At 73.3% G+C, this 23,135-nt stretch carries 22 protein-coding genes and 1 pseudogene; 16 read left to right on the top strand and 7 right to left on the bottom strand.

Going from position 1 to position 23,135, the window contains the following annotated elements; all coding sequences use genetic code 11:
* The first annotated feature begins 84 nt into the window (after positions 1-84).
* The 8 genes and pseudogenes from MTF69_RS37450 to MTF69_RS37415 all read left to right on the top strand — a co-directional run.
* Positions 85-1,167: a ScpA family protein gene (locus MTF69_RS37450; RefSeq protein ID WP_243340994.1), complete on the top strand. Its 1,083-nt coding sequence runs from the start codon at positions 85-87 to the stop codon at positions 1,165-1,167.
* On the top strand, positions 1,164-1,796 hold the full coding sequence (gene scpB / locus MTF69_RS37445) for an SMC-Scp complex subunit ScpB (protein WP_243340993.1): 633 nt from the start codon (positions 1,164-1,166) through the stop codon (positions 1,794-1,796). The genes MTF69_RS37450 and scpB overlap by 4 nt, the downstream gene beginning before the upstream one ends.
* Entirely contained in the window at positions 1,796-3,364 is a 1,569-nt protein-coding gene (locus tag MTF69_RS37440; RefSeq protein ID WP_243340992.1) for a pseudouridine synthase, read from the top strand. The genes scpB and MTF69_RS37440 overlap by 1 nt, the downstream gene beginning before the upstream one ends.
* Positions 3,365-3,487: 123 nt before the next feature.
* On the top strand, positions 3,488-4,054 hold the full coding sequence (gene pnuC / locus MTF69_RS37435; protein WP_243340991.1) for a nicotinamide riboside transporter PnuC: 567 nt from the start codon (positions 3,488-3,490) through the stop codon (positions 4,052-4,054).
* Positions 4,051-5,181: an AAA family ATPase gene (locus MTF69_RS37430; protein WP_243340990.1), complete on the top strand. Its 1,131-nt coding sequence runs from the start codon at positions 4,051-4,053 to the stop codon at positions 5,179-5,181. Before pnuC ends, MTF69_RS37430 begins: the two co-directional genes overlap by 4 nt.
* The gene (locus MTF69_RS37425) at positions 5,178-6,014 is read left to right on the top strand and encodes an NUDIX domain-containing protein (protein ID WP_279346737.1); all 837 of its coding nucleotides are present in this window, start codon (positions 5,178-5,180) and stop codon (positions 6,012-6,014) included. Before MTF69_RS37430 ends, MTF69_RS37425 begins: the two co-directional genes overlap by 4 nt.
* Positions 6,011-7,054: an ADP-ribosylglycohydrolase family protein gene (locus tag MTF69_RS37420; protein WP_243340988.1), complete on the top strand. Its 1,044-nt coding sequence runs from the start codon at positions 6,011-6,013 to the stop codon at positions 7,052-7,054. Before MTF69_RS37425 ends, MTF69_RS37420 begins: the two co-directional genes overlap by 4 nt.
* Before the next feature lie 15 nt (positions 7,055-7,069).
* Positions 7,070-7,740, top strand: a pseudogene (locus MTF69_RS37415) (DNA polymerase beta superfamily protein); the annotation flags it as partial.
* A gap of 74 nt (positions 7,741-7,814) precedes the next feature.
* On the opposite strand, the gene MTF69_RS37410 reads toward MTF69_RS37415, so the two are convergent.
* The 3 genes from MTF69_RS37410 to MTF69_RS37400 all read right to left on the bottom strand — a co-directional run bounded on the left by MTF69_RS37410 (position 7,815) and on the right by MTF69_RS37400 (position 9,457).
* Positions 7,815-8,540, bottom strand: coding sequence for a DNA polymerase beta superfamily protein (locus MTF69_RS37410; RefSeq protein ID WP_243340987.1), 726 nt, complete (start codon positions 8,538-8,540; stop codon positions 7,815-7,817).
* Between the two features lie 27 nt (positions 8,541-8,567).
* Entirely contained in the window at positions 8,568-9,032 is a 465-nt protein-coding gene (locus tag MTF69_RS37405; protein WP_243340984.1) for a Rieske (2Fe-2S) protein, read from the bottom strand.
* 83 nt (positions 9,033-9,115) lie between these two features.
* Positions 9,116-9,457, bottom strand: coding sequence for a DUF952 domain-containing protein (locus MTF69_RS37400; RefSeq protein WP_243340982.1), 342 nt, complete (start codon positions 9,455-9,457; stop codon positions 9,116-9,118).
* Between the two features lie 136 nt (positions 9,458-9,593).
* Here MTF69_RS37400 and MTF69_RS37395 point away from each other — a divergent pair, with 136 nt between their 5' ends.
* The 5 genes from MTF69_RS37395 to der all read left to right on the top strand — a co-directional run bounded on the left by MTF69_RS37395 (position 9,594) and on the right by der (position 14,385).
* Entirely contained in the window at positions 9,594-10,043 is a 450-nt protein-coding gene (locus MTF69_RS37395) for a YidB family protein (RefSeq protein WP_243340979.1), read from the top strand.
* 191 nt (positions 10,044-10,234) lie between these two features.
* Complete coding sequence (locus MTF69_RS37390) at positions 10,235-11,323, top strand: prephenate dehydrogenase (protein ID WP_243340978.1); 1,089 nt, start codon at positions 10,235-10,237, stop codon at positions 11,321-11,323.
* A 174-nt stretch (positions 11,324-11,497) separates the two neighbouring features.
* Positions 11,498-12,205 carry a (d)CMP kinase gene (gene cmk / locus MTF69_RS37385; RefSeq protein WP_243340977.1) on the top strand — a complete coding sequence of 236 codons (708 nt, stop codon included), beginning with the start codon at positions 11,498-11,500 and terminating at the stop codon, positions 12,203-12,205.
* A 56-nt stretch (positions 12,206-12,261) separates the two neighbouring features.
* Positions 12,262-12,849, top strand: a complete 588-nt coding sequence (locus MTF69_RS37380; RefSeq protein ID WP_243341013.1) for a 1-acyl-sn-glycerol-3-phosphate acyltransferase — start codon at positions 12,262-12,264, stop codon at positions 12,847-12,849.
* A gap of 75 nt (positions 12,850-12,924) precedes the next feature.
* Positions 12,925-14,385, top strand: coding sequence for a ribosome biogenesis GTPase Der (gene der, locus MTF69_RS37375; RefSeq protein ID WP_243340975.1), 1,461 nt, complete (start codon positions 12,925-12,927; stop codon positions 14,383-14,385).
* Positions 14,386-14,406: 21 nt separating this feature from the next.
* On the opposite strand, the gene MTF69_RS37370 is transcribed toward der, so the two are convergent.
* Positions 14,407-14,904, bottom strand: a complete 498-nt coding sequence (locus tag MTF69_RS37370; RefSeq protein WP_374325174.1) for a hypothetical protein — start codon at positions 14,902-14,904, stop codon at positions 14,407-14,409.
* A 197-nt stretch (positions 14,905-15,101) separates the two neighbouring features.
* Positions 15,102-15,899 carry a hypothetical protein gene (locus MTF69_RS37365; RefSeq protein ID WP_243340972.1) on the bottom strand — a complete coding sequence of 266 codons (798 nt, stop codon included), beginning with the start codon at positions 15,897-15,899 and terminating at the stop codon, positions 15,102-15,104.
* A 286-nt stretch (positions 15,900-16,185) separates the two neighbouring features.
* Between MTF69_RS37365 and MTF69_RS43195 the strand changes: the two genes are divergently transcribed.
* On the top strand, positions 16,186-16,887 hold the full coding sequence (locus MTF69_RS43195; RefSeq protein ID WP_308401505.1) for a transglycosylase family protein: 702 nt from the start codon (positions 16,186-16,188) through the stop codon (positions 16,885-16,887).
* Positions 16,888-17,223: 336 nt separating this feature from the next.
* On the opposite strand, the gene MTF69_RS37350 is transcribed toward MTF69_RS43195, so the two are convergent.
* Positions 17,224-18,918 carry an MFS transporter gene (locus MTF69_RS37350; RefSeq protein ID WP_243340969.1) on the bottom strand — a complete coding sequence of 565 codons (1,695 nt, stop codon included), beginning with the start codon at positions 18,916-18,918 and terminating at the stop codon, positions 17,224-17,226.
* Positions 18,919-19,159: 241 nt separating this feature from the next.
* Between MTF69_RS37350 and MTF69_RS37345 the strand changes: the two genes are divergently transcribed.
* Positions 19,160-20,275: a glycosyltransferase family 39 protein gene (locus MTF69_RS37345; RefSeq protein ID WP_243340967.1), complete on the top strand. Its 1,116-nt coding sequence runs from the start codon at positions 19,160-19,162 to the stop codon at positions 20,273-20,275.
* A gap of 260 nt (positions 20,276-20,535) precedes the next feature.
* Complete coding sequence (locus MTF69_RS37340; protein ID WP_243340965.1) at positions 20,536-21,714, top strand: phosphatase PAP2 family protein; 1,179 nt, start codon at positions 20,536-20,538, stop codon at positions 21,712-21,714.
* Between the two features lie 326 nt (positions 21,715-22,040).
* Here MTF69_RS37340 and MTF69_RS37335 read toward each other — a convergent pair whose 3' ends face one another.
* On the bottom strand, positions 22,041-23,033 hold the full coding sequence (locus MTF69_RS37335; protein WP_243340964.1) for a YafY family protein: 993 nt from the start codon (positions 23,031-23,033) through the stop codon (positions 22,041-22,043).
* Between the last annotated feature and the right edge of the window lie 102 nt (positions 23,034-23,135).

The raw sequence follows: 23,135 nt of genomic DNA, 5'->3' as shown, positions 1-23,135 counted from the left end.
GCTCCCGTGGCGTAGCGCGTGGGAGCCTTGGGCACTGGGCCCCGGCCCAGATCAGCCGCTCCTTCCGTACCACCCTGGACCGCGATGCCCCCTTCCGCCGAATCCGGCCTCCCGCCCCGCCGCTCGCTGGGCCGCGGGCCCGGTGCCTCCGTGCCGGGGGAGGAGGAGTTCCCCGATCCCGCCCCTTCCCGGAACCCGGGGGAGGCCCCCGGGCCCCCTGTCGAGGCCGTACCGGCTGTGGAGGCCACCGGCGACCCTGAGGGCCCGGAGGGGGCCGAGGAGGCCGTACCGGCTCCCGTGGGGCCTCCTGTGGCGCCTCCCGTGCCCTCGGCCGAGGACACCGGAGGATCGGCCGCGGCGGACCCCGTCGGGGACGGGCGGTTCATGGTGCGGCTCGGGAACTTCGAGGGGCCCTTCGATCTGCTGCTGCAGCTGATCTCCCGGCACAAGCTCGACGTCACCGAGGTCGCGCTGTCGGAGGTCACCAACGAGTTCATGGCGTACATCCGTGCCATGGGGCCCGACTGGGACCTCGACCAGACGACCGAGTTCCTCGTCGTCGCCGCCACCCTGCTCGACCTGAAGGCGGCCCGGCTGCTGCCCGTCGCCGAGGTCGAGGACGAGGCGGACCTCGCGCTGCTGGAGGCCCGGGACCTGCTGTTCGCGCGGCTGCTGCAGTACCGGGCGTACAAACGGATCGCCGAGATCTTCCAGGACCGGGCCGAGACCGAGGGCAAGCGCTACCCGCGCACCGTGGGGCTGGAACCCGGGCTCGCCGAACTGCTGCCCGAGGTGGTCATCAGCATCGGCGGCGAGGGACTGGCGAGGCTCGCCGTCAAGGCCATGCAGCCCAGGGCCGAGCCCCAGGTGTACGTGGACCACATCCACGCGCCCCTCGTGAGCGTCCGGGAGCAGGCCGGACTGGTCGTGGCGCTGCTCAAGGCGCGCGGCGAGGCCACCTTCCAGGAGCTCACCGAGGACGCCGCCGACACGCTGACCGTCGTGGCGCGCTTCCTGGCCCTCCTGGAGCTCTACCGGGAGAAGGCCGTGGTCCTGGACCAGGAGGAGGCCCTGCAGACGCTCACCGTGCGCTGGAGCGGCGGGGACGGGGACGGGATGCCGACGGTGACGGACGAGTTCGACCAGATCGTGGAGGTCAAGGAATGAGTGACGTGACGACCCCCGTGGCCGGGCTGGCGCTGAAGCCTGCCCTGGAGGCCGTCCTCATGGTCGTGGACGAGCCGGCGACCGAGGCGCACCTGGCCAAGGTGCTGGAGCGGACCCCCCGCGAGGTCGCGCGGGCGCTGCGCGAGCTGGTGGACGAGTACGAGGTCCAGGGCCGCGGATTCGAATTGCGGCTCGTCGCCGGGGGCTGGCGGTTCTACAGCCGGGCGGACTACGCGCCGGCGGTGGAGGCTTTCGTCCTGGACGGCCAGCAGGCCCGCCTCACCCAGGCGGCGCTGGAGACGATGGCCGTCGTCGCGTACCGCCAGCCGGTCAGCCGCTCGCGGGTCTCGGCGGTCCGTGGAGTCAACTGCGACGGGGTCATGCGCACCCTCCTCCAGCGGGGTCTGGTGGAGGAGGCGGGGACGGAACCCGAAACAGGTGCGATCCTGTACAGGACGACGAACTACTTTCTGGAGCGGATGGGCCTGCGTGGCCTGGACGAGCTCCCGGAGCTCGCGCCCTTCCTCCCCGAGGCGGACGCGATCGAAGCCGAGACGCAAGAGGGTGTTCCGTCGTTCGATCCGGACTCTCCGGATACCGATGAAGACGACAAGACGACGGAACTTTGATGCGAAGCAGCGGCAACGGCAACGGTGGCGGCAACAGGAACAGCGGCGGCGGCGGTGGCGGCGGGCGCGGTAGCGCCCCCCGCGGCGGCTCCGGCGGCGGTGGTGGCTCCCGCGGTGGCGGCTCCGGCGGTGGCAGCGGCTCCGGCGGCGGCTCCCGCGGTGGCGGCTCCGGCGGCGGCTACCAGGGTGGTGGCAGCTCGGGCGGCTCCCGTGGCGGCTCCTCTGGCGGCGGCTACCAGGGTGGCGGCTCCCGTGGCGGCAGCTCCGGCGGCGGCTCCCGTGGCGGCAGCTCCGGCGGCGGCTACCAGGGCGGTGGCAGCTCCGGCGGCTCCCGTGGCGGCTCCTCCGGCGGTGGCTACCAGGGTGGCGGCTCCCGCGGTGGCAGCTCCGGCGGCAGCTACCGCAGCGGCGGCAGCTCCAGCGGTGGCGGCTACCAGGGCGGCGGCTCCTCCGGCGGCCACCAGGGCGGCGGCTCCGACCGCGACCGCGAGCAGGCCCCCCGCATCCGCAACCCCCGCCCCGAGGAGCGTCGCTACGACGTGGGCCCCGAGGGCGAGCGCAACGGCCGTGGCGGCGCCAAGGCGGGCGGCGGCGGTGCCCGCGGCGCGGCCGACGGCAACCGCGGTGGCGGTGCACGCGGTGCGGCGGCCCGCGGTGGCGCCAAGGGCGGCCCCAAGGTCTCCCGTACCCCGGGCATCGGCGGCGCCGGCGGCCCGCGCATCGGCCCCGGCTCCCGCAGCGGCCAGTCCAAGCCGCGCGAGCTGGAGGCGCGGATCGAGGAGCGCGTGCGCGACCGGTACGCCGACAAGCCCGTGATCAAGACCCCGAAGACCTTCCCGGGCGCCGAGGAGGAGGGTGAGCGTCTGCAGAAGGTGCTCGCCCGTGCCGGCATGGGTTCGCGCCGTGCGTGCGAGGAGCTCATCGAGCAGGCGCGCGTCGAGGTCAACGGCGAGATCGTCCTGGAGCAGGGCAAGCGCGTGAAGCCCTCGGACGAGATCAAGGTGGACGGCCTGACCGTCGCCACCCAGTCGCACCTGTTCTTCGCGCTGAACAAGCCGGCCGGCGTCGTCTCCACCATGGAGGACCCGGACGGCCGCCAGTGCCTCGGCGACTACGTCACCAACCGTGAGACGCGTCTCTTCCACGTCGGCCGGCTCGACACCGAGACCGAGGGCATCATCCTGCTCACCAACCACGGTGAGCTGGCCCACCGCCTCACGCACCCCAAGTACGGCGTGAAGAAGACCTACGTCGCCGCGATCACCGGTCCGCTGCCGCGCGACATCGGCAAGCGCCTCAAGGACGGCATCGAGCTGGAGGACGGCTACGCCCGCGCCGACCACTTCCGCGTCGTCGACCAGCTCGGCAAGAACTACCTGGTCGAGGTGACCCTCCACGAGGGCCGCAAGCACATCGTCCGCCGCATGCTGGCCGAGGCCGGCTTCCCGGTCGAGAAGCTCGTGCGGACCTCCTTCGGCCCGATCGAGCTCGGTGACCAGAAGTCCGGCTGGCTGCGCCGCCTGACCAACACCGAGGTCGGCATGCTCATGCGCGAGGTCGGTCTGTAGGACCCCCGGCCTCTCGAAGGCCTCCAGAACCCGCGGTGCCCCAGGGCGCCGCGGGTTTTTTGGTTGTGCGGGCCCCCGGACCCTGTTTATAGTCAACCTGACTATAAAGGGATGGGGGGCGTCATGGGATGGCAGACGAGCTGGACCGAGATCCTCGGGTTCGTCACGGGGGCCGTGTGCGTCTGGCTGGTCGCCCGGCAGCACATCGCCAACTGGCCGATCGGCATCGCCAACAACGTCTTCTTCATCGTGCTCTTCGCCCAGGGCGGCCTCTACGCCGACGCCGGGCTGCAGATCGTCTTCATCGCCCTCGCCGCGTACGGCTGGTGGTCCTGGACCCACGGGGGTGGCCCGGGTGCCACCACGGCCGCCGAGTGGACCGTGCTGGCCGCGGCGGGGGCGGTGGGGGTGCGTAACCCGCTGGCGTGTTCTTCGTTGATACGTTCATCGGGCAGGTCGCGTACCGGCCCCGGCCGCCGGGAGGGTGGTTGCCGGACAGGCCTGGCCTGTCAAACTCCCCGGAGTGATCCAGGGGAGAGTCCTGCGCGTACGCGTGCCGGAGAACTCCAAAAGGGCCTGTGCCTGACATCAGCAGGCTTGTACGTCGGCCTCCTTGTGCCGTGCGGGGCCCGCTTGCAGTGGACGCTGTCAGCGCGGGGGATCCGTACGGCCTTGGAGGCCGCGGCATGAAGCGCCACGGCCACGGGCTGGTCCTCGGCAAGTTCTATCCGCCGCACGCCGGCCACCACCACCTGGTGCGCACCGCGCAGGACCAGTGCGAGCGGCTGACCGTACTGGTCTGCGCGGCCTCGGTGGAGTCCGTACCGCTCGCCGACCGGGTCGCCTGGATGCGCGAGGCGCACCCGGGGGCCGAGGTGGTCGGCGCGGTCGACGACATCCCCGTCGACCTCCAGGACCCGGCCGTCTGGGAGGCGCACATGGCGATCTTCCGGGGAGCGGTGCGCCGCCCGGTCGACGCCGTCTTCACCTCCGAGGCCTACGGGACCGAGCTCGCGCGGCGGTTCGGGGCCGAGGAGGTCTGCGTGGACCGGGACCGCACCCTGTTCCCGGTGTCCGGCACGGCCGTACGGGCCGACCCCGTCGGGAACTGGGAGTTCCTGGGGCCCGCCGTACGGGCGGCGCTGACCCGGCGGATCGTCGTACTCGGCGCCGAGTCCACCGGCACGACCACGCTGTCGCGGGCCCTGGCCGAGCACTGGCGGGGGCGCGGCGGGGTGTGGGCGAAGACGGGCTGGGTCGCCGAATACGGCCGCCGCTACAGCGAGGAGCGGCTCGCGGCGGCGCGCGCCGCGGACCCGGCGGCGACCCGGGCCGACGTGAGCTTCGCCCCGTCGGAGTTCCCGGTGATCGCGCGGCGCCAGGACGCGGAGGAGGAGCGGGCGGCCCGGCTGGGATCACCGGTGCTCTTCTGCGACACCGACTCCTTCGCCACCGGGATCTGGCACGAGCGGTACACGGGCGCGCGCAGTGCGGAGGTCGAGCGGATCGCCGCCGGGACGCGGCGGGACCTGTACCTGCTCACCGACCACGCGGACGTGCCCTTCGAGGACGACGGGCTGCGCGACGGGGAGGAACTCCGGCCGTGGATGACCGGGCGGTTCCTGGAGGAGCTGGAACGGACGGGGAAGCGCTACCTGGTGGTCCGGGGGGACCGCGGAGCGCGGCTGGCGGCGGCGGTGGCCGCCGTCGACGGACTCCTGGCGGAGGGCTGGCGGTTCGCGGATCCACTGCCGGAGAGGGGTGCGGAGCGGATGCCGGATCAGGTGGCTGAGCGGACGGGGGAGCGGAGCCGATGAGTGACACCGGACTTGGACCCGGACTTGGACCCGGACCTGGACCCGGACTTGGACCTGGGCCCGGACCCGGACCCGGACCCGGACCCGGACACGGGTACGGCTACGACCCGCACGCCTTCGCGCCCTTCGCGGTGACCGTCGACCTCGCCGTCTTCACCGTGCGCGGCGGGACCCTGCACGTGCTGCTGATCCGGCGCGGGCAGGAACCGTACGCGGGGGCCTGGGCGCTGCCCGGCGGCTTCCTGCTGCCCCGGGAATCCGCGGAGACGGCCGCCCGGCGCGAACTGGCCGAGGAGACCGGCCTGTCGGCGCAGGTGATCGACGCCCTGCACCTGGACCAGCTGCGCACCTACAGCGAACCGGACCGCGACCCCCGCATGCGGGTGGTCTCGGTGGCCTTCACCGCGCTCGTTCCCGATCTGCCGGAACCGGTGGCCGGAGGCGGCGGAGACGCGGACCGCGCCCGATGGGTACCGGTGGGGGAGGCCTGCCAGCCGTCCTTCGGACTGGCCTTCGACCACGCGGAGATCCTCGCGGACGCCCGGTCCCGGGTCGGCTCGAAGCTGGAGTACAGCTGCCTGGCCACCGCCTTCTGCCCGCCCGAGTTCACCCTCGGCGAGCTCCAGGCCGTCTACGAGACCGTCTGGGACACCGCCCTGGACCGCCCCAACTTCCGCCGCAAGGTCCTGGCCACGCCCGGCTTCGTCGAGGCCGTGCCCGGAGCCGCCCGGCTCACCGGCGGCCGCGGCAAACCGGCCGCGCTCTACCGGCCCGGACCCGCGAACACCCTGCACCCGCCCCTGCTGCGCCCCTCGGAAGGACACACACGATGACGACGACGACGACGGCGACGACGGCGACGAAGACGAAGCGGGCCGCCACGGGCTCCCTGATCGGACTGGCCCTGGGAGACGCCCTCGGTTTCCCGACGGAGTTCAACGACGTGCCCCGGATCCTGGCGAAGACCGGCCCGTGGCGGCAGATGGACCTGCCCCGGCCGGCGATCGTCACGGACGACACCCAGATGACGCTGGCCCTCGCCCGGGGCATGCGGACCGCCGCGGAGCGGGGCCGGGTCGGTCCGCTGCGCCTCGCCCGCCCGGTCCGGGAGGAGTTCGTCGACTGGTACCACTCCCCGGAGAACAACCGGGCCCCCGGCCGCACCTGCCTGAAGGCCTGCAGCCTCCTGAACCACCCCGAGCGGGACTGGCGCGACGCCAGCCAGCTCGGCTCCAAGGGCTGCGGAGCGAACATGCGGGTGGCTCCCGTAGGGCTGGTGCCCGGCTGGACGCAGGAGGAGCGGGCCGGCGCCGCCCAGCTCCAGTCGGCCCTCACCCACGGCCACCCGACGGCACTGGCCGCCTCCGACCTCACGGCGCGGTCGGTGTTCCTCCTGGCGCAGGGCACGGAGGTGACCGGTCTGGTCGGGCAGCTGCGCTCGTACGCCCTGGAGAACCGCACCCGCTACCACGAGCGCTGGCTCGGCGACCTCTGGACGCGGACGGCGTCCGACGCCTCGGCCGAGTCCTTCATGGCGCGCGGCTGGGACGAGTGCCTGGAGGTCCTGGACCGCCTCGCGGCGGCCCTGCGCACCCCGTCCCCGGAAACGGACCCCTGCCTCACGACCGGCGAAGGCTGGATCGCGGAAGAGGCCCTGGCCACCGCCCTCCAGTGCTTCCTGCTCTTCCCGGACGAACCGCTCCTGGCCCTGCGCCGAGCGGCCTGCACGGCGGGCGACTCCGACTCCATCGCCTGCCTGGCCGGCGCCTTCGCGGGCGCCCACCTCGGCGCGGACGCCTGGCCCCGCGACTGGGAGGGCCGCATCGAATACCGCACCGAACTCCTGTCCTTCGGCGCCCTCTGGGACGCGTGAGCGGTGCTCGACGTGATGAACGCCATGGACACCGACCTGACCGCCGTCGTCGCGGAGCAGCCGGACCCGCTGCTCTTCGCGACGGTCTCCGGCGCCCACCTGTACGGATTCCCCTCCAAGGACTCCGACGTCGACCTGCGCGGCGCGCACCTGCTGCCGGCGGGGGAGCTGCTCTCGCTCCGGGACCCGCAGGAGACGCGCAGCCGCATGTGGTTCCGGGACGGCACCGAGATGGACCTGGTCACACACGACCTGCGCAAGTTCGTCCGGCTGATGCTGAACCGCAACGGCTACGTTCTGGAACAGCTGCTGTCCCCCTGGTGGTGCACACGACGCCGACGCACGAGGAACTGGTCTCCCTGGCCCCCGCTGTGCTGACCTCGCACCACGCCCTCCACTACCGCGGCTTCGCGAACACGCAGTGGCGGCTCTTCGGGAAGACGGCCGAGCTCAAGCCGCTGCTCTACACGTTCCGGGCGCTGCTCACGGGCATCCACCTGATGCGCTCGGCACAGGTGCAGGCACACCTGCCCACCCTGCTGGACGAGGTGCCGGAGGCTCCGGGCTATCTGGCCGGGCTGATCGAGGCCAAGGCCGAAGCCGAGCACGGGGCGGCCGCAGGCATCGACACCGGGCGGGTGGGACGGGACTTCGAGGCCCTGCACGGGGTTCTGGAGGCGGCCCGGGAGGCTTCGTCGTTGCCGGAGCACGCGGCGGCCTTCGACGCGCTCGACGAGTTCGTCGTACGGCGGCGGGTGGGTTAGGCCGTCGCAGACGCCGACGCCCGGCGGGTGCGGAGGAGGAAGTCCTCCACGCGGGGGAGGTCCGGGGATTCGGGGAGGGGGGTCGTCGCCAGGGCGGCTTCGGATTCCTCCTGGAGGAGGGTCATCCAGGCGTCGACCTCTTCCCAGGTGAGCTCGCCGCGGCGGACCGCGAGGAGGCGGTCGCGGTACGGGGTCGCGTCGATCACCAGGCGGCCCGTGCGCAGCAGGTCGCGGCAGGACAGGAGCAGGCGCAGCAGGTGCATGGCGTGCTTCCAGCGCGGGGCGCCGTGGTTGCGGAGGTCGCCGAGGAGTTTGCCGCGCTGGGAGACGGCGTACCGGCTGAAGGTGGTGTGGGCCCGGCGGGAGAGGAACGCCTCGCGGAGCGCGAGGAGTTCCTCTCCGACCGGGGTGAGGTCCTCCACCAGGGGGGAGTGGAGGACCTCCAGGATGTTCGGGTTGGCGCGCAGCGCGAGCTCGCAGAAGCGCTCCAGCTCCCACGAGAACTCCTCGTCCCGGGGCCCGTCCACGTGTGTCGGCGGCTTCTCGAAGCGCCAGAACAGCGGCGTCGGGGCGAGGTAGACACCGCGCCGGTCGGTGTCGCTCGCCTCCGTCGCCAGGCCGAACGCTCTCGAACCGATCACGCAGGAGTAGACCGTGTGGTCCCTGACCAGGGTGATTTCGAGCGGCTCGGGCGTCGGGTCGTTCGTGTTGGCCTCGTTCATCCGGCGAGGCTAGTGCCGGGACTGCGGCTAGGCGAGCGAGATTTCGCCCGCCGGGGAGACGGTGATCTTCTTCTCCGCCAGCGGCTGGGTGGCCGGGCCCTTGGCCACCGCGCCGTCCGCGACCTTGAACTTGCTGCCGTGGCACGGGCAGTCGATGGTGCCCGCCTCCACCTTGTTCACGACGCAGCCCTGGTGGGGGCAGACCGCCGTGAAGCAGCGGAAGGAGCCCGCCGTCGGCTGGGTGACGACCAGCTTCTCGTCCTTGAGGACCGTGCCGCCGCCGACCGGCACCTCCGAGGACTTGAGCAGGGGCTTCACGGCCGCGGCCGGAGCCGGGGTGGACGATGACGAGGACTGCGCCGTGGGCGCGCTGCCGCCCTCGGCCTTCGGCTTCGTCTCCTCGGTTCCACAGGCGGTGAGCACACCGCCTGCCAGGGCACTCGCGCCGACTGCCAGAACCGTGCGCCGTGCGGCGCGGGTGGGGTCGCTCATGACTTCTCCTCGGGTGATCGCCGGGATGGCGAGAGGCATCCTGGCGTGTGACGGGTCCCGGCAACACCCCGCCACGCCTTGACTCAGCCCTCCGGCAGCCAGGGAACGAGTTCCGCCGGCGCACCGGGGGCGCGTACCACCTCCCACACGCGTACCACCGCGTCCCGGTTCAGCGGTCCGTGGACGTGCGGGTAGCGGAGGCCCGGTTCACCCTCCCGGCGGACCTCCGAGGTGAGGGTGCGCTCGTCGAGTTCCACGGCGAGCAGGGTCCCCGGTACGCCGCCGTAGTGCGAGGCGGCGATCGCCAGCGCCGTCTCCGGATCCGCCGAACAGTGCACGAAACCCTCGGAGTCGAGGGAGGCCGGGGCGTACGGGCGCGCGGGATCGGCGGTCCAGTCGGCGAGCGGTACGAGGTGGAAGATCATGCCGATCGTTCTACCGCAGTCGGCGCGCGGCTCTGCGCCAAGTGGCAGGTGCGCCCGAGTTGGGTGACATTGTCCGTATCTCGAAGCCGGGTGCGCAGACTTCCGCGCGCCCGGTCCCTCTTCGAAAGGCATCACCATGGCGGGCAACGACCTCGGCTCCCTTCTCGGCGGCCTTCTCGGCGGCGGCAGCGGCGGACAGGGCGGCGGCGGTGGCGGCGGCAACATCCTGGGCTCCCTCCTCGGCGCCCTCATGGGCGGCGGCGGTGGCGGCGGCGCCCAGGCGGCCGGAGGCGCGGGGAACAACCCGCTCGGCGGGCTGCTGGACATGCTGACCAAGTCGGGCCTGACCGACCAGGCCCAGTCCTGGGTCGGCACCGGCGAGAACCAGCCGGTCAGCGGCGCGGAGATCGCCAAGGCCCTGCCGGACGACACCCTGGCCAAGGTCGCCGAGCAGGCGGGCGTCACCCCGCAGGCCGCCGCCGACCAGATCGCGCAGGCGCTCCCGCAGGCCGTGGACAAGCTGACCCCCGAGGGCTCGATGCCGAGCGGCTCGCTGGAGGACATCATCAAGCGGCAGAACCTCTGACCAGCGAGCGGCAGAACCTCTGACCGGCGAGCGGCAGAACCTCTGACCGGCCCCTGTTCTCGCGGGGACGGTTCCCGAGGGCCCGGCGTCCCGTCCCAGCGGACGGGACGCCGGGCCCTCGCGCCGTTCCCGCTGGCTACCCTGAGGCAGGCACCGCCGTCACACACCCCCGTACACCTGGAGAGCACCCCGTGAGAACCGCCGTCGTCATCGGAACCGGACTGATCGGCACCTCCGCGGCGCTCGCCCTCGCCGCCCGCGGCATCGCCGTCCACCTGTCCGACCGCGACCAGGGGCAGGCCCGTACGGCCGCCGCGCTGGGCGCCGGCACGGAGGAGCCCTGCCAGGGCAAGGCCGACCTCGCGGTCATCGCCGTACCGCCCGCCCACGTGGCCGCCGCCCTCGCCGACGCCATAGGCCGGGACCTGGCCCGCGCCTACGTGGACGTGGCCAGCGTCAAGGGCGGACCGCGCCGGGAGCTGGCCGCGCTGGGCGTGGACACCACGGCGTACATCGGCACCCACCCGATGGCGGGCAAGGAGCAGTCCGGACCGCTCGCCGCCTCCGCCGACCTCTTCGAGGGCCGCCCCTGGGTGCTCACGCCGACCCGGGACACCGACCACGAGGTGCTGAACCTGGCACTGGAACTGGTGGCCCTGTGCCGGGCCGTCCCGGTCGTCATGGACGCCGACGCGCACGACCGGGCCGTCGCACTGGTCTCCCACACCCCGCAGCTCGTCTCCAGCATGGTCGCGGCCCGGCTGGAGCAGGCCGACGAGACCGCGGTGCGGCTGTGCGGACAGGGCATCCGCGACGTGACCCGGATCGCCGCCTCCGACCCCCGGATGTGGGTGGAGATCCTCTCGGCCAACCCGGGACCCGTGGCGGACGTGCTCTCGGGGATCGCCGCCGACCTGGAGGAGACCGTGGAAGCCCTGCGGGGCCTGCAGTCGGCCGACGAGGACAAGCGCCGGGACGGGGCCGCCGGCATCGAGGACGTGCTGCGCCGCGGCAACGCGGGCCGGGTCCGGGTGCCGGGCAAGCACGGTGCCGCGCCGACGGTCTACGAGACCGTGGCCGTCCTCATCTCCGACCAGCCGGGCGAGCTCGCCCGGATCTTCGCCGACGCCGGCCGGGCCGGGGTCAACATCGAGGACGTGCGGATCGAGCACGCGACGGGGCAGCAGGCGGGCCTGGTCCAGCTGATGGTCGAACCCCGGGCCGTGGCCGGCCTCCAGGCCGAGCTGCGCGAACGCGGCTGGGCCCTGCGCCAGCCGTAGGCCCTCCGGTGCGGGCCCGCGCCCGCCCGGGGGCCGCTCCGCGCCCGCCCCGGGCCTGCCCCGAGGCCGCCCGCCGACGCCCCGGCGGGCGGCGGCGAAAAGCCCGGTAACCTGGAGGAGGGGCGCTATTGGCGCGCCCGGACACGTACGCGCAACCAGGAAGGTGCCCGCACCGTGGAAACCGCAGCTCCGACCGCCGTGATCGTCGCCATCGACGGTCCCTCCGGCACGGGCAAGTCCAGCACCTCCAAGGCCGTGGCCGCAAAGCTCGGGCTGCGCTACCTGGACACCGGTGCCCAGTACCGGGCCATCACCTGGTGGATGATCACCAACGGCATCGACATCGACGACCCGCAGGCGATCGCCCTCGCGGCGGGCAAGCCCGTCATCGTGTCCGGCACCGATCCGTCGGCCCCGACCATCACCGTCGACGGCCAGGACGCCTCCGGTCCGATCCGGACCCAGGAGGTCACCTCGAAGGTCAGCGCCGTCAGCGCCGTCCCCGAGGTGCGCACCCTGATCACCGAGCTCCAGCGCTCCATCGCCGCCGAGGCGGCCGACGAGGCCGACGGCATCGTCGTCGAGGGCCGGGACATCGGTACCACCGTGCTGCCCGACGCCGACCTGAAGATCTTCCTCACCGCTTCCGCCGGGGTGCGCGCGGCCCGCCGCAGCGGCGAGCTGCGGGGCAAGGAGGCCGCGGACCTCGCGGCCACCAGGGAAGCGCTGATCAAGCGCGACGCAGCCGACTCCGGCCGCAAGACCTCCCCGCTGGCCAAGGCCGGCGACGCGGTCGAGGTGGACACCACCGAGCTCACGCTCGACAGGGTGATCGAGTGCGTGGTCACCCTGGTGGAAGAGAAGCGGGCGGGCCGCTCGTGAGCGATACGCCCTCCCTCAGGGGTGCGGCGGTCGGCCGGAGGATCGGCATCGGGCTCATGTACGGCCTCTGGAAGCCGCGCGTGCTGGGGGCCTGGAAGGTCCCCGCCACCGGCCCCGTCATCCTGGCCGTGAACCACTCGCACATCATCGACGGCCCCATGCTCATGGGCACCGCACCGCGGCCGCTGCACTTCCTGATCAAGAAGGAGGCGTACGTCGGTCCGCTCGGCCCCTTCCTCGAAGGGATCGGGCAGGTCAAGGTGGACCGCTCCGGCACCGACCGGAGCGCCGTCAGCCGTGCGCTGGGTGTACTGGAGAACGGCGGCGCCCTGGGGATCTTCCCCGAGGGCACCCGGGGCGAAGGTGACTTCGCCTCGCTGCGCGCGGGCCTCGCGTACTTCGCGGTCCGTGCCGGCGCGCCCATCGTGCCGGTCGCCGTCTTCGCGAGCACCGAGCGGCGCAGCCGCGTCGTCAAGGCGCTGCCGCCGCTGAAGAGCAGGGTCGACATCGTCTTCGGCGATGCCTTCGACGCCGGGGACGGCAGTGGCCGCCGGACCCGTACCGCGCTGGACCTGGCCACCGTACGCATCCAGGACCGGCTGACCGCCCACCTGGCCGACGCCAAGCGCCTCACCGGGCGCTGAGCGAGACTTGACCTAGTAGTGGAACCGCGCTGCGCGGGCCCCACCGATCACCACGAACGACGAGGAACGGACTTCATGAACGACCAGCAAGACCACGGAGCACTTGGCGATGCCGAGTACGCGGAGTTCATGGAGCTCGCCGCGGAAGAGGGCTTCGACATCGAGGACGTCGAGGGCGCGCTCCAGGAAGCCGGCCACGGCCCGCTCCCGGTCCTCGCCGTCGTCGGCCGCCCGAACGTCGGCAAGTCGACCCTGGTGAACCGGATCATCGGCCGCCGCGAGGCGGTCGTCGAGGACAAGCCCGGCGTCACCCGCGACCGCGTCACCTACGAGGCCGAGTGGGCCGGCCGCCGCTTCAAGGTCGTCGACACCGGCGGCTGGGAGCAGGACGTCCTCGGCATCGACGCCTCCGTCGCCGCCCAGGCCGAGTACGCCATCGAGGCCTGCGACGCGGTCGTCTTCGTCGTGGACGCCAAGGTCGGCGCCACCGACACCGACGAGGCCGTCGTCCGCCTGCTGCGCAAGGCCGGCAAGCCCGTCGTCCTGTGCGCCAACAAGGTCGACGGCCAGAGCGGCGAGTCCGACGCGGCCTCGCTGTGGTCGCTGGGCCTCGGCTACCCGCACCCGGTCTCCTCCCTGCACGGCCGCGGCACCGGCGACATGCTCGACGCCGTCCTGGAGGCCCTGCCCGAGGCCCCCGAGCAGACCTTCGGCACCGCCGTCGGCGGTCCGCGCCGGATCGCGCTCATCGGCCGCCCGAACGTCGGCAAGTCCTCCCTCCTGAACAAGGTCGCCAAGGAGGACCGCGTCGTCGTCAACGAGATGGCCGGCACCACCCGCGACCCGGTCGACGAGCTGATCCAGCTCGGCGGGGTCGTCTGGAAGTTCATCGACACCGCGGGCATCCGCAAGAAGGTCCACCTCCAGCAGGGCGCGGACTACTACGCCTCGCTGCGCACGGCCGCCGCCGTGGAGAAGGCGGAGGTCGCGGTCATCCTGATCGACACGACCGAGCAGATCTCCGTCCAGGACCAGCGCATCATCACCATGGCCGTCGAGGCCGGCCGCGCGATCGTGATCGCGTACAACAAGTGGGACAACCTCGACGAGGAGCGCCGCTACTACCTCGAGCGCGAGATCGAGACCGAGATGCAGCAGGTCGCCTGGGCGCCCCGGGTGAACGTCTCCGCGCTCACCGGCCGCCACATGGAGAAGCTGGTCCCGGCCATCGAGACCGCGCTGGCGGGCTGGGAGACGCGCATCCCGACCGGCCGTCTGAACGCCTTCCTCGGCGAGGTCGTCGCCGCCCACCCGCACCCGATCCGTGGCGGCAAGCAGCCGCGCATCCTGTTCGGTACGCAGGCGGGCAGCAAGCCGCCGCGGTTCGTCCTGTTCGCCTCGGGCTTCCTGGAGCACGGCTACCGCCGCTTCATCGAGCGCCGCCTGCGCGAGGAGTTCGGCTTCGAGGGGACCCCGATCCACATCTCGGTGCGGGTGCGCGAGAAGCGCGGTGCGCAGCACAAGCGCAAGATGTAGCGGAAGCGGAACTCCGCCGGGCTAGTAGCCCCGGCGCGGAGCGGGCGGCAGGGCCGCCGGGATGTGCTGCATCCCGGTCTGGTGCTGCCGCCCGCTCGCGTATCCGGCGCCGGCGTACGAGTACTGCGGCTGCGGAGCGGGGGAGGGCTGCCAGGCGTCCGCGTGCTGCGCCGCGTGCTGTCCCGTCGGCTGCCATGAGGAACCGTTCCAGCCGCTCCCGTAGGAACTCGTGGAGCCCGCGGCGGACCCGCTGCCGTAGGTGCCCGCGCCGCTGCCGTACGCGCTGCTGCCGTACGCGCTGCTGTACGGGCCCCCGTACGAGAACGCGGTGAAGCCGAGGTCCTCCTCGCCCGTGCGGTCGCCGGGCAGGGCCCGGAAGGCGCGCAGGTACTCCGAGTACAGCGTGTCGTAGATGGGGGTGTGCGAGGCGGCCGGAGAACTCCCCAGCTCCCGTACGGGGCGCATCGGGGGGACGCTGCTCGGATAGGACGGGGCGCGGGAGACATCGTAGGAATGCACGTATCAGCCAACGAAACCGGCGGCCCACGGATGCGGGGTGGCGGGGCGGAAAACGCAGATCGCCGGGGGTGCGCGGGACGGACCGCGCACCCCCGGCGCACACCGCCCGGCCCCCTGGGCGGGGGTCGGACGGCCGTTTCGGGGACGGAAGGCAGAGCGGCGGACGGGAGCCCGGGGAGGTCCCGGGAGCCGGGGCCTCAGGCGCCCGGGGTACCCGCCAGCGGCATCGAGGCGGCGACCAGCTTGCCGTTGCGGGCGGCCTTGTCCAGGGCGTCGCGCAGCAGGTCCTCGCGGGGCTGCTGGCCGATGGTGCCGACGGGGGCGGCGTACACCAGGACGCGCTGCGTCTTGTTGACGGCGGCCCGCCAGCCGTCGGTGACCGACAGCGGCCGGTGCGCCTGCCACCAGGCGATCTGACCGGGCTGGAGCACCGAGTGCAGCTGGCCCGCGGCGAGCAGGATCGACCAGCCGGTCAGGGCCTGCGGGACCTCCTCGGTGTCGGTCATGGGGATGAAGCCCTGCTCGATGAGGAGCGGGAGGAAGTCGTCGCCGGGGCCGGTGGTGCCGGGGCGCGCGATGGGCGCGGTCGGCTCCACCACGAGGGCGGGGTGCAGTTCCCCGTTGATCAGGATCAGGCCGCTGGTGATGCCGAGGACGGCCTGGCCGCCGGGCACGGACTGCGGGACGTCGCCGGCGGGGGTGGCCGCCGGGGCGGGGCTGTCGCCCGTGATGGAGCGGACGGCGCCCTGGAGGTCCGCCTCGGGCACGGAGACGACCTGCGAGGGGATGCAGCCGGCGTGGGCGAAGGCCAGGACGGCCGTCTCGTCGCCGACGAACAGCACGGTGCTGGTCTGCTCGCGCTCGGAGTCGCCGGGGGTGCGGCAGGAGGTGCAGTCGTAGCTGCCCGGGGATCCGTCACCTGCGAGCAGCCGCTCGGCCTCCTCGTCGCCGATCTCGGCACGTACCTCATCACTGACTTCGAGCATGCGCGGCACGGGGTGGCTCCTCGGACTAGGCGTGCGGGGCCGGGGAGTTCCGGCTCGCCCGGCTCAACGGGGGAGTGGCGGCCGGGGTCACGCCGTTTGAGGGAACGGAATCGAACCGGACCCCCGAAGGAGTGAACGGTCCTACGGGGCCGTTGTTTTCGTTCCAACTGTTGTTTGGTTGTGCGCAGTTGATGGCCGGTGCTGGTCGTTTGGGCAGTGGGCCGAGCGGGTGGGGGCGCGCGGGGCGCGGTGTGGCGAGCGCGGGGGGTGGTACGGGGCTGCGTAGCGTGACGCGATGCGCAACTTCGGGGTTCCGGGTGGGGTGGGCGCGGCGGCGCTGCTGCTGGCCGTACTGGCGTCGGCGTCGCCCGGGGCGGCGGTCGCGGCCCCGCCCCCGCCCCGGCCGGGGGCGCCCGGCCGGTCGGTGGACTGCGGGCCCGGCGGTCAGTGGCCCTGGGACTGCGTGGCGGACTGCGAGAGCGGGGGCCGCTGGTCGGTGAACACGGGGAACGGCTTCTACGGCGGACTGCAGTTCTGGCAGCCGACCTGGGAGGAGCACGGGGGGCTGGCCTTCGCGGCGCGGGCGGACCTCGCCACGCGGGAGCAGCAGATCCGGGTGGGAGAGCAGCTGCTGGGCAGCAAGGGCTGGGAGGCGTGGCCCGTGTGCGCGAAGCGGTACGGGCTGGCGGGCCTGATGCACGTGGTGCGGCAGGGGGACACGCTGGTGGCGATCGCGCGCCGGCATCGGGTGCGGGGTGGCTGGCCGGAGCTCTATGCGGCGAACCGGACGGTGGTCGGGGCGCGGCCGGGGGTGCTGCGGATCGGCACGATGCTGGCCCTGCCGCCTGTGGGGCAGGAGGCGCCCGCCCCCGCGCCGCCCCCGGTCTCGGCCGTGCCGGCCCCGGCCGTACCGGCCGTGCCGCCCCCGGGTCCGTCGGCTACGCCGCCCCGGCCGGAGCCGTCCTCGAGTCCCGGTCCGGTGGGATCACCGGCGTAGGCCGCCCGTGCCGGTGCGCGGCCCTGCGGGGCGGAAGTCCCCTACCCGCCCTTCCACCGTTCCCCGGGCTCTGCCCGGACCCCGGTCCTCAAACGCCGGACGGGCTGGAAGGGGGGCACCGGGCTGCGCCCGGACCCCCTGGGGCTCCGCCCCAGACCCCGGTCCTCAAACGCCGGACGGGCTGGTGGGGGGGCACCGGGCTGCGCCCGGACCCCCTGGGGCTCCGCCCCAGACCCCGGTCCTCAAGCGCCGGACGGCTGAAAGGGCTGCGCCCTGACTCCCTGGGGCTGCGCCCCGGATCCCGGGTCGCCGGGCGGCTGGAAGGAATCGGAGGGGTCAGGCCGGGTGGCCTAGGGCTGGGTCGTGGTCGGGGGAGGGCTGGGACGGGATGCGGGCTCCGGTCGGGGACGGGGTCGCCCCGGGGCCCGGCTGGGCGGGGAGGCGGACCTGGGAAGGCTCGGGGTCCGCGCACTCCATCGTGCGCGGGAGCTTCAGGGCCATCAGCGCGCCCGCCAGCAGCAGCGCCGCGCTCACCAGCAGCGTGACGTGCAGTCCGTGGACGAAGGAGTGCCGGGCGGCCGAGAACAGGGACTCGCCCGCCGGTCCGCCGAGCCGCGCCGCGATCTGGTAGGCCTCGCCCAGCGAGTGCGAGGCACCTGCGGAGTCGGCCGCCGACACCCCCGGAACCGCCGCCAGGCCGGGTGCGTAGGCCGCGTTCATCACGCTGCCCAGCAGGGCGATGCCCATGCCCGCGCCGAGCTGGTAGGAGGTCTCCCCGATCGAGGCGGCGCCGCCGGCCGTCGCGGCCGGAGCCTCGCTCAGCATGGACTCGTAGGCCGCGAACAGGGTGGTCTGGAGGCCGAAGCCGAGCAGGACGAAGCCCACCGTCAGCAGGACCGGCCGGTCGTGCTGTCCCATGAAGGTCAGGAGTAGTACCGCCCCGGCGGTCAGTACGAAGCCCAGCGAGACCATCCTGCGGGGTCCGGTCCGGGCCAGCGTGTACGAGCCGGTCGCGCCCGCCGCCATCGCGGCGAAGGTGAGCGGCAGCAGGCGCAGCCCGGTCTCCAGCGGGCTCAGCTGCAGCACGAGCTGGAGGTACTGGACGGCGATCAGTTCCAGTCCGACCAGCGCCAGCATGGCCAGCACGATGCAGCCCACGGAGGTGGTGAAGGCCGGCCGCGAGAACATCCGCATGTCGATCAGCGGGTGCGCGCGGCGCTTCTGGCGCCGTACGAACAGCACCAGCAGCGTCGCCCCGACCAGCAGCGGGACCAGCGTCTGCGCGTCGGCGAGATGGCGCTCCGCGCCCAGCCGCTTGACCCCGAGGACCGCGCCGAGTACGCCGCCGGCGGCCATGAGCGCGCCGAGCACGTCCCACGGCCCGCCGGAGGTTCCCTTGGACTCGGGCAGCAGCCAGCGGCCCAGCGGCAGGATCATGATCATGAGCGGGATGTTGATGAGGAAGACCGAGCCCCACCAGAAGTGCTGGACCAGGAAGCCGCCGAGGACGGGTCCACTGGCCGCGCCCACGGCGGCGACGGCGGTCCAGATGCCGATGGCGAGGGCCCGCTCGCGGCGGTCGGGGAAGACCTGGCGCAGGATCGACAGGGTGGCCGGCATGATCATCGCGCCGCCGACGCCCAGCAGGGCGCGGGCCGCGATCAGGACCTGGGCGTTGTCGGCGAGGGCGGCCACGGCCGAGGCCGCGCCGAAGAGCCCGTAGCCCATGAGCAGGACGCGGCGGCGGCCCACGCGGTCACCGAGGGTGCCGAAGAGGATGAGGAGGGCGGCGCACACGAGCGGGTAGGCGTCGACGATCCACAGCAGCTCCATCGGGCCGGGCCGCAGGTCTTCGGTGACGGAGGGAACGGCGACGTGCAGGATCGTCGCGTCGAGCGCGACGAGCACCAGGCTCACGCAGAGGACCGCGAGCACGGCCCAGCGGTTGGCCCCGCCGGAGGCCGCGCCGAGTCGCCGCAGTCGCTGCCAGGGGGAAGGGTTCCTGTCGCCGGTCACGTTCGTCCCCGACATGCATGTACCTCCCAGGTGATCCCTCGCACTCGGCGGACCAGCGTCTTTCGGGGCCACGGGTGGGGAGGGTGGCGTCCTACGGGGTCCGGCGTCGACATGCGAGTGAAGAGTCAGCGTACGCGAGTTCGGCCGTCCGACACGTGGTCAAGCTCTCATCCCGCCGCCGGCTGCGCTGTGGTGTGCGCCACTCGTCCACCTCGGCCCTCCTCTCCGGGTACGACCGCCCCGGACCTCGATAATCATGCCCGTGAAGGATCTTGGATTTCGCCGGGCCGCGCCCGCTCTGGCCGTGTTCGTGGCGGTGCGGCTGCTCGGGCTGACCGTGCTCGCGGTGTGGGGGGCGGTGGCGGGCAGCAGTGCGCACACGCTGCTCTCGGCCCGCTGGGACTCCCTCTGGTACGCCCGGATCGCCGCCGAGGGGTACGGGTACGAGGTGGCGCTCCCGAACGGCGACGTCCACTCCAACCTGGCCTTCTTCCCGCTGCTGCCCTGGCTGGAGCGGCTGGTCTCGGCCGTCACCGGGCTCGGCCACGGATCCGCGGGCCTGGTGGTGTCGGCGCTCGCCGGGCTCGCCGCGGCCTGGGGGATCTTCGCGGTCGCCGACTTCCTGCACGGCCGCCGGGCCGGGGTGTTCGCCGTCGCGGTCTGGGCCGCGCTGCCCGTCGGGATCGTCCAGTCCATGGCGTACAGCGAGTCGCTGTTCACCGCGCTGGCCGCCTGGAGCCTCTACGGGGTCCTGCGCGGGCACTGGCTCACCGGCGGCCTGCTCGCGGCCGGGGCGGGGCTGACCCGCCCGGTCGGAGCCGCCGTGGTCGCTGCGGTGTGGGTGGCCGCCGCCCTGGCCCTGCGCGGCGGGGAGCGCCCCCGGCGGCCGGTGGCGGGGGCGCTGCTGGCCCCGCTCGGCGCGGCGGCGTACGTGCTGTGGGTGGGCGCGCGCACCGGCGGCGGCCTGACCGGGTACCTCGACGTGCAGGGCGGCTGGGGCAACGGCTTCGACGGCGGCTGGGCGTTCGCCCGGTTCATCGGGGCCCGGCTGGCCTCGCCGGCCTTCCCCGCCGGGATCGGGCTGATCGCCGGGGTCGCGCTGGTGCTGTGGCTGTACGCGCTCTGCGTGCGGCGGCGCCAGCCCCTGCCGCTGCTGGTGTACGCCGGGATCGTGGTGGCGCTGGCCCTGTGCGCCTCCGGGTACTTCGGCTCCAAGCCCAGGCTGCTGCTGCCCGCCTTCCCGCTGGTGTTCCCGCCGGCGGTGGCGCTGGCCCGGTGGCGGACGGGCCGGGCGGCCGCGGTACTGGGAGCGGCGGCCGCCGCCTCGGCCGCGTACGGGGCCTTCTGGCTGAACGGTTCGGGGCCGCCGTAGGCCGCGGAGGGACGGTCCCGGCGGCCCGAGATCACGGAATGGAACGTTCCGCTCCATCTTTGGGCAAAGCAATTGGCCGGGGCTGATAAATGCGGCATAAGTGTGTGAGGAAAAAGCCGGAGGAAGGGACCTCCTCCGCTCCAACCAAAGGCTGAATGCCGGGAATTAAGTCCCGCGTGAGACCAACTCCACATCACATGGTCATCACAAAGCGTGCGCTTCGACCGGGCGGCCCATCGACGCGCGGTAACGTCGATTGAGTGCGTACCGACCAAATCCTGCCCAGACTGGAGCGGGTGTTCGCCCGGCTGGACCGGGAACCAGAGCGACCGGCTCATCTGCAAACACCGCGGATGAGCCGGCACCGCGTCGTGCTCCTCGGCGCGAGCCTCGCCTTCTACCTGGTGATCGTCGTCGCGGTCCTGACCACGTCCTGGCTCGTCCGCCTCGACTGGCAGATCATGTTCTTCCGGCCGTACGAGCAGTGGCCGCAGCTCCACGCCTTCCTGGACTATCTCGTCGTCCTGGGCCAGCGCGGCCCCACCGCGGTCATGGTCGCCGCCTGGCTCGGCTGGCGGTCCTGGCGGCAGCACACCCTCCGCCCGCTGATCACCCTCGGCGTCGCACTGCTGCTGCTCAACGTCACCGTGGGCGCCGTCAAGCTCGGCCTCGGCAGGCTCGGTCCGCACTACGCCACCGAGATCGGCTCCGCCGAGCTCTTCGCCGGCGGCGATATATTTCCTTCGGGCCACACCGCCAACGCCGTGGTGACCTGGGGAATCCTGGCCTACCTGGCGTCCACGGTGGTCACCCGACGGGTGCTCTCCCTGGTCTCCGCCGTGGTCTCCCTGAGCGTCGGCGCCACCACCGTCTACCTCGGCACCCACTGGGTCAGCGACGTCCTGCTCGGCTGGCTCGCCGGCCTGCTCGTGCTGCTGGCACTGCCCTGGTTCGAGCCGCTCATCGCCCGGGTCGAGGCCTACGTCTTCGACGTGCGCGCACGGCTGCGCAGCCTCGTGGAGGCCGGGCAGGTGCCCGAGGCCCTCACCGGGCTGCTGGTCCCGCTGCTCTCGGCCGGAGGCAAGTGGCAGCTCCAACGGGCCACCGCCGAGGCGTCAGAGCCGCCGACGGCGCAGCCTGCGCCGCCCGTGCCGTCCGTGCCGTCCGTGCCGCCCGTGGTCGTCCTGCGGCGGCCCGAGCCGGCCGAGCCCGCGCAGGTCCCGGTCGCGGTCACGGTCCCGGCGTCGGCTTCCGCTTCCGCCTCCGCCCAGGCCGCGGGGCACCAGCCGGCCGCCCGGCCCGCCGTCCACCTCCCGGGCCGTCCGCACCTGATCCGTTCCGAGCGGACTCCGCTCACCCCGGGCGGCAGCCGCCGCCCGGCCCACGCCGACCGTGCCCCGGGGCGCGGCGCGGCGCCCCGCCCGGCCACCGGCGGCTGAGCCGGACGGTACGCACCCCTTCCGCTCGCGCACGCACGGCGGGCCCCGGTCGACGACCGGGGCCCGCCGTGGCGTTTCGGGGTCCGCCGCCGGGCGTCCGGAGCGGGGGCGGCCACGGAAAGGCCCGGAACGTCAGCGGCGCGCCCGGACGTTCCTCCATACCGGGTCACGCTTGTGTCACGGATTGTCGACAGTCTCCCACTGCGGAGTTTGTCTGGACCTTTTATTTCCCGCCCCGCGACACGCCCGGGGTGAATTCTGTTTCGAATTCCTCCGGAACTCCCCGGAATTGTGGCCGCAGTGCGCTCCGGCCCCCCTCCGCTTCCTTACAAATCCTTCACTTCTCCAGCTGGTTCACGCGGTTCCAGCGACCTGCCGAGCCGATCTCGAGCCGCCCGGATCCGGTCCGTCAGTTCGGCCGGTTCGACGACCTCGAACTCACACCCGATCAGCATGAGGTGAATGACCAGGACATCGAGGTTGACCGCCCCGGTGCGCAGGACGCAGCTCTGCTCGTCGAGCGGCTCCAGGGTCCCGTCGGCCGGTCCGACGATCCGCGCCGCCTCCTGCTCGGACACCCGCAGCCGGACGACCGCGCGGGCCGCGTACACCCGCTGGGAGATGCCCCGGGAGACGTACGCGGCGAGGTCCTCGGCGGGCGGCGGGCGCGGGGTGAAGCGCGGACCGTGCGGGGGCCTGGGCTCGATCCGGTCCACCCGGAAGGTCCGCCAGTCCTCCTTGTCCAGATCCCAGGCGACGAGGTACCAGCGGCGCTCGCTGCACACCAGCCGGTGCGGCTCGACGGTCCTGCGGGTGACGGTGCCCCCGTGGTCCCGGTACCCGAAGCGCAGCCGCTCGGCGTCGCGGCAGACGCCGGCCAGCTCGGTGAGCACGGAGGAGTCGACCGTGGACGCTCCCGCCCCGCGGAACATGGGCACGGTGAAGCGGTTCAGCGCGGACACCCGGGCCCGCAGCCGCGACGGCAGCACCTGCTCCAGCTTGGCCAGTGCCCTTACCGAGGCCTCGCCGATGCCCTCCACGCCGTTCCCGGCGGCGGTGCGCAGCCCCACGGCCACGGCGACGGCCTCGTCGTCGTCGAGCAGGAGCGGCGGCAGCTCGGCCCCGGCCCCCAACTGGTACCCGCCGCCGGTGCCGGGACTGGCGTTCACGGGGTAACCGAGCTCCCGCAGCCGGTCCACGTCCCGGCGCACGGTCCGCGGCGTTACGCCGAGCCGGCCGGCCAGGTCGGCCCCGGTCCATTCCCGGTGGGCCTGCAACAGGGACAACAGGCGCAGCAGTCGCGCGGAAGTATCGAGCATGTCCGCAGTCTGCCCCGCGGGACCGGTACGGCAGGACTCAGGGACCGGGGCCACAGGACCGGGGTCACACGCGAAGCGGGTGGACCGCGGACCGGCGGGGCG

The sequence above is a fragment of the Streptomyces sp. AP-93 genome (assembly GCF_022808175.1).
Taxonomy (GTDB): Bacteria; Actinomycetota; Actinomycetes; order Streptomycetales; family Streptomycetaceae; genus Streptomyces.
The sequence above is the reverse complement of the archived record's forward strand: the minus strand, read 5'-3'. Positions and strand labels throughout refer to the sequence as shown.

Bases quoted from the DNA above. Each gene is read 5' to 3' on its own strand.
- MTF69_RS37345 (WP_243340967.1), top strand. From the start codon at position 19,160: ATGCCCGTGAAGGATCTTGGATTTCGCCGGGCCGCGCCCGCTCTGGCC.
- MTF69_RS37335 (WP_243340964.1), bottom strand. From the start codon at position 23,033: ATGCTCGATACTTCCGCGCGACTGCTGCGCCTGTTGTCCCTGTTGCAG.
- MTF69_RS37395 (WP_243340979.1), top strand. From the start codon at position 9,594: ATGGCGGGCAACGACCTCGGCTCCCTTCTCGGCGGCCTTCTCGGCGGC.
- pnuC (WP_243340991.1), top strand. From the start codon at position 3,488: ATGGGATGGCAGACGAGCTGGACCGAGATCCTCGGGTTCGTCACGGGG.
- MTF69_RS37430 (WP_243340990.1), top strand. From the start codon at position 4,051: ATGAAGCGCCACGGCCACGGGCTGGTCCTCGGCAAGTTCTATCCGCCG.
- MTF69_RS37440 (WP_243340992.1), top strand. From the start codon at position 1,796: ATGCGAAGCAGCGGCAACGGCAACGGTGGCGGCAACAGGAACAGCGGC.
- MTF69_RS37405 (WP_243340984.1), bottom strand. From the start codon at position 9,032: ATGAGCGACCCCACCCGCGCCGCACGGCGCACGGTTCTGGCAGTCGGC.
- MTF69_RS37410 (WP_243340987.1), bottom strand. From the start codon at position 8,540: ATGAACGAGGCCAACACGAACGACCCGACGCCCGAGCCGCTCGAAATC.
- MTF69_RS37425 (WP_279346737.1), top strand. From the start codon at position 5,178: ATGAGTGACACCGGACTTGGACCCGGACTTGGACCCGGACCTGGACCC.
- MTF69_RS37420 (WP_243340988.1), top strand. From the start codon at position 6,011: ATGACGACGACGACGACGGCGACGACGGCGACGAAGACGAAGCGGGCC.
- der (WP_243340975.1), top strand. From the start codon at position 12,925: ATGAACGACCAGCAAGACCACGGAGCACTTGGCGATGCCGAGTACGCG.
- MTF69_RS37450 (WP_243340994.1), top strand. From the start codon at position 85: ATGCCCCCTTCCGCCGAATCCGGCCTCCCGCCCCGCCGCTCGCTGGGC.
- MTF69_RS37350 (WP_243340969.1), bottom strand. From the start codon at position 18,918: ATGTCGGGGACGAACGTGACCGGCGACAGGAACCCTTCCCCCTGGCAG.
- scpB (WP_243340993.1), top strand. From the start codon at position 1,164: ATGAGTGACGTGACGACCCCCGTGGCCGGGCTGGCGCTGAAGCCTGCC.
- MTF69_RS37400 (WP_243340982.1), bottom strand. From the start codon at position 9,457: ATGATCTTCCACCTCGTACCGCTCGCCGACTGGACCGCCGATCCCGCG.
- MTF69_RS43195 (WP_308401505.1), top strand. From the start codon at position 16,186: ATGCGCAACTTCGGGGTTCCGGGTGGGGTGGGCGCGGCGGCGCTGCTG.
- MTF69_RS37380 (WP_243341013.1), top strand. From the start codon at position 12,262: ATGTACGGCCTCTGGAAGCCGCGCGTGCTGGGGGCCTGGAAGGTCCCC.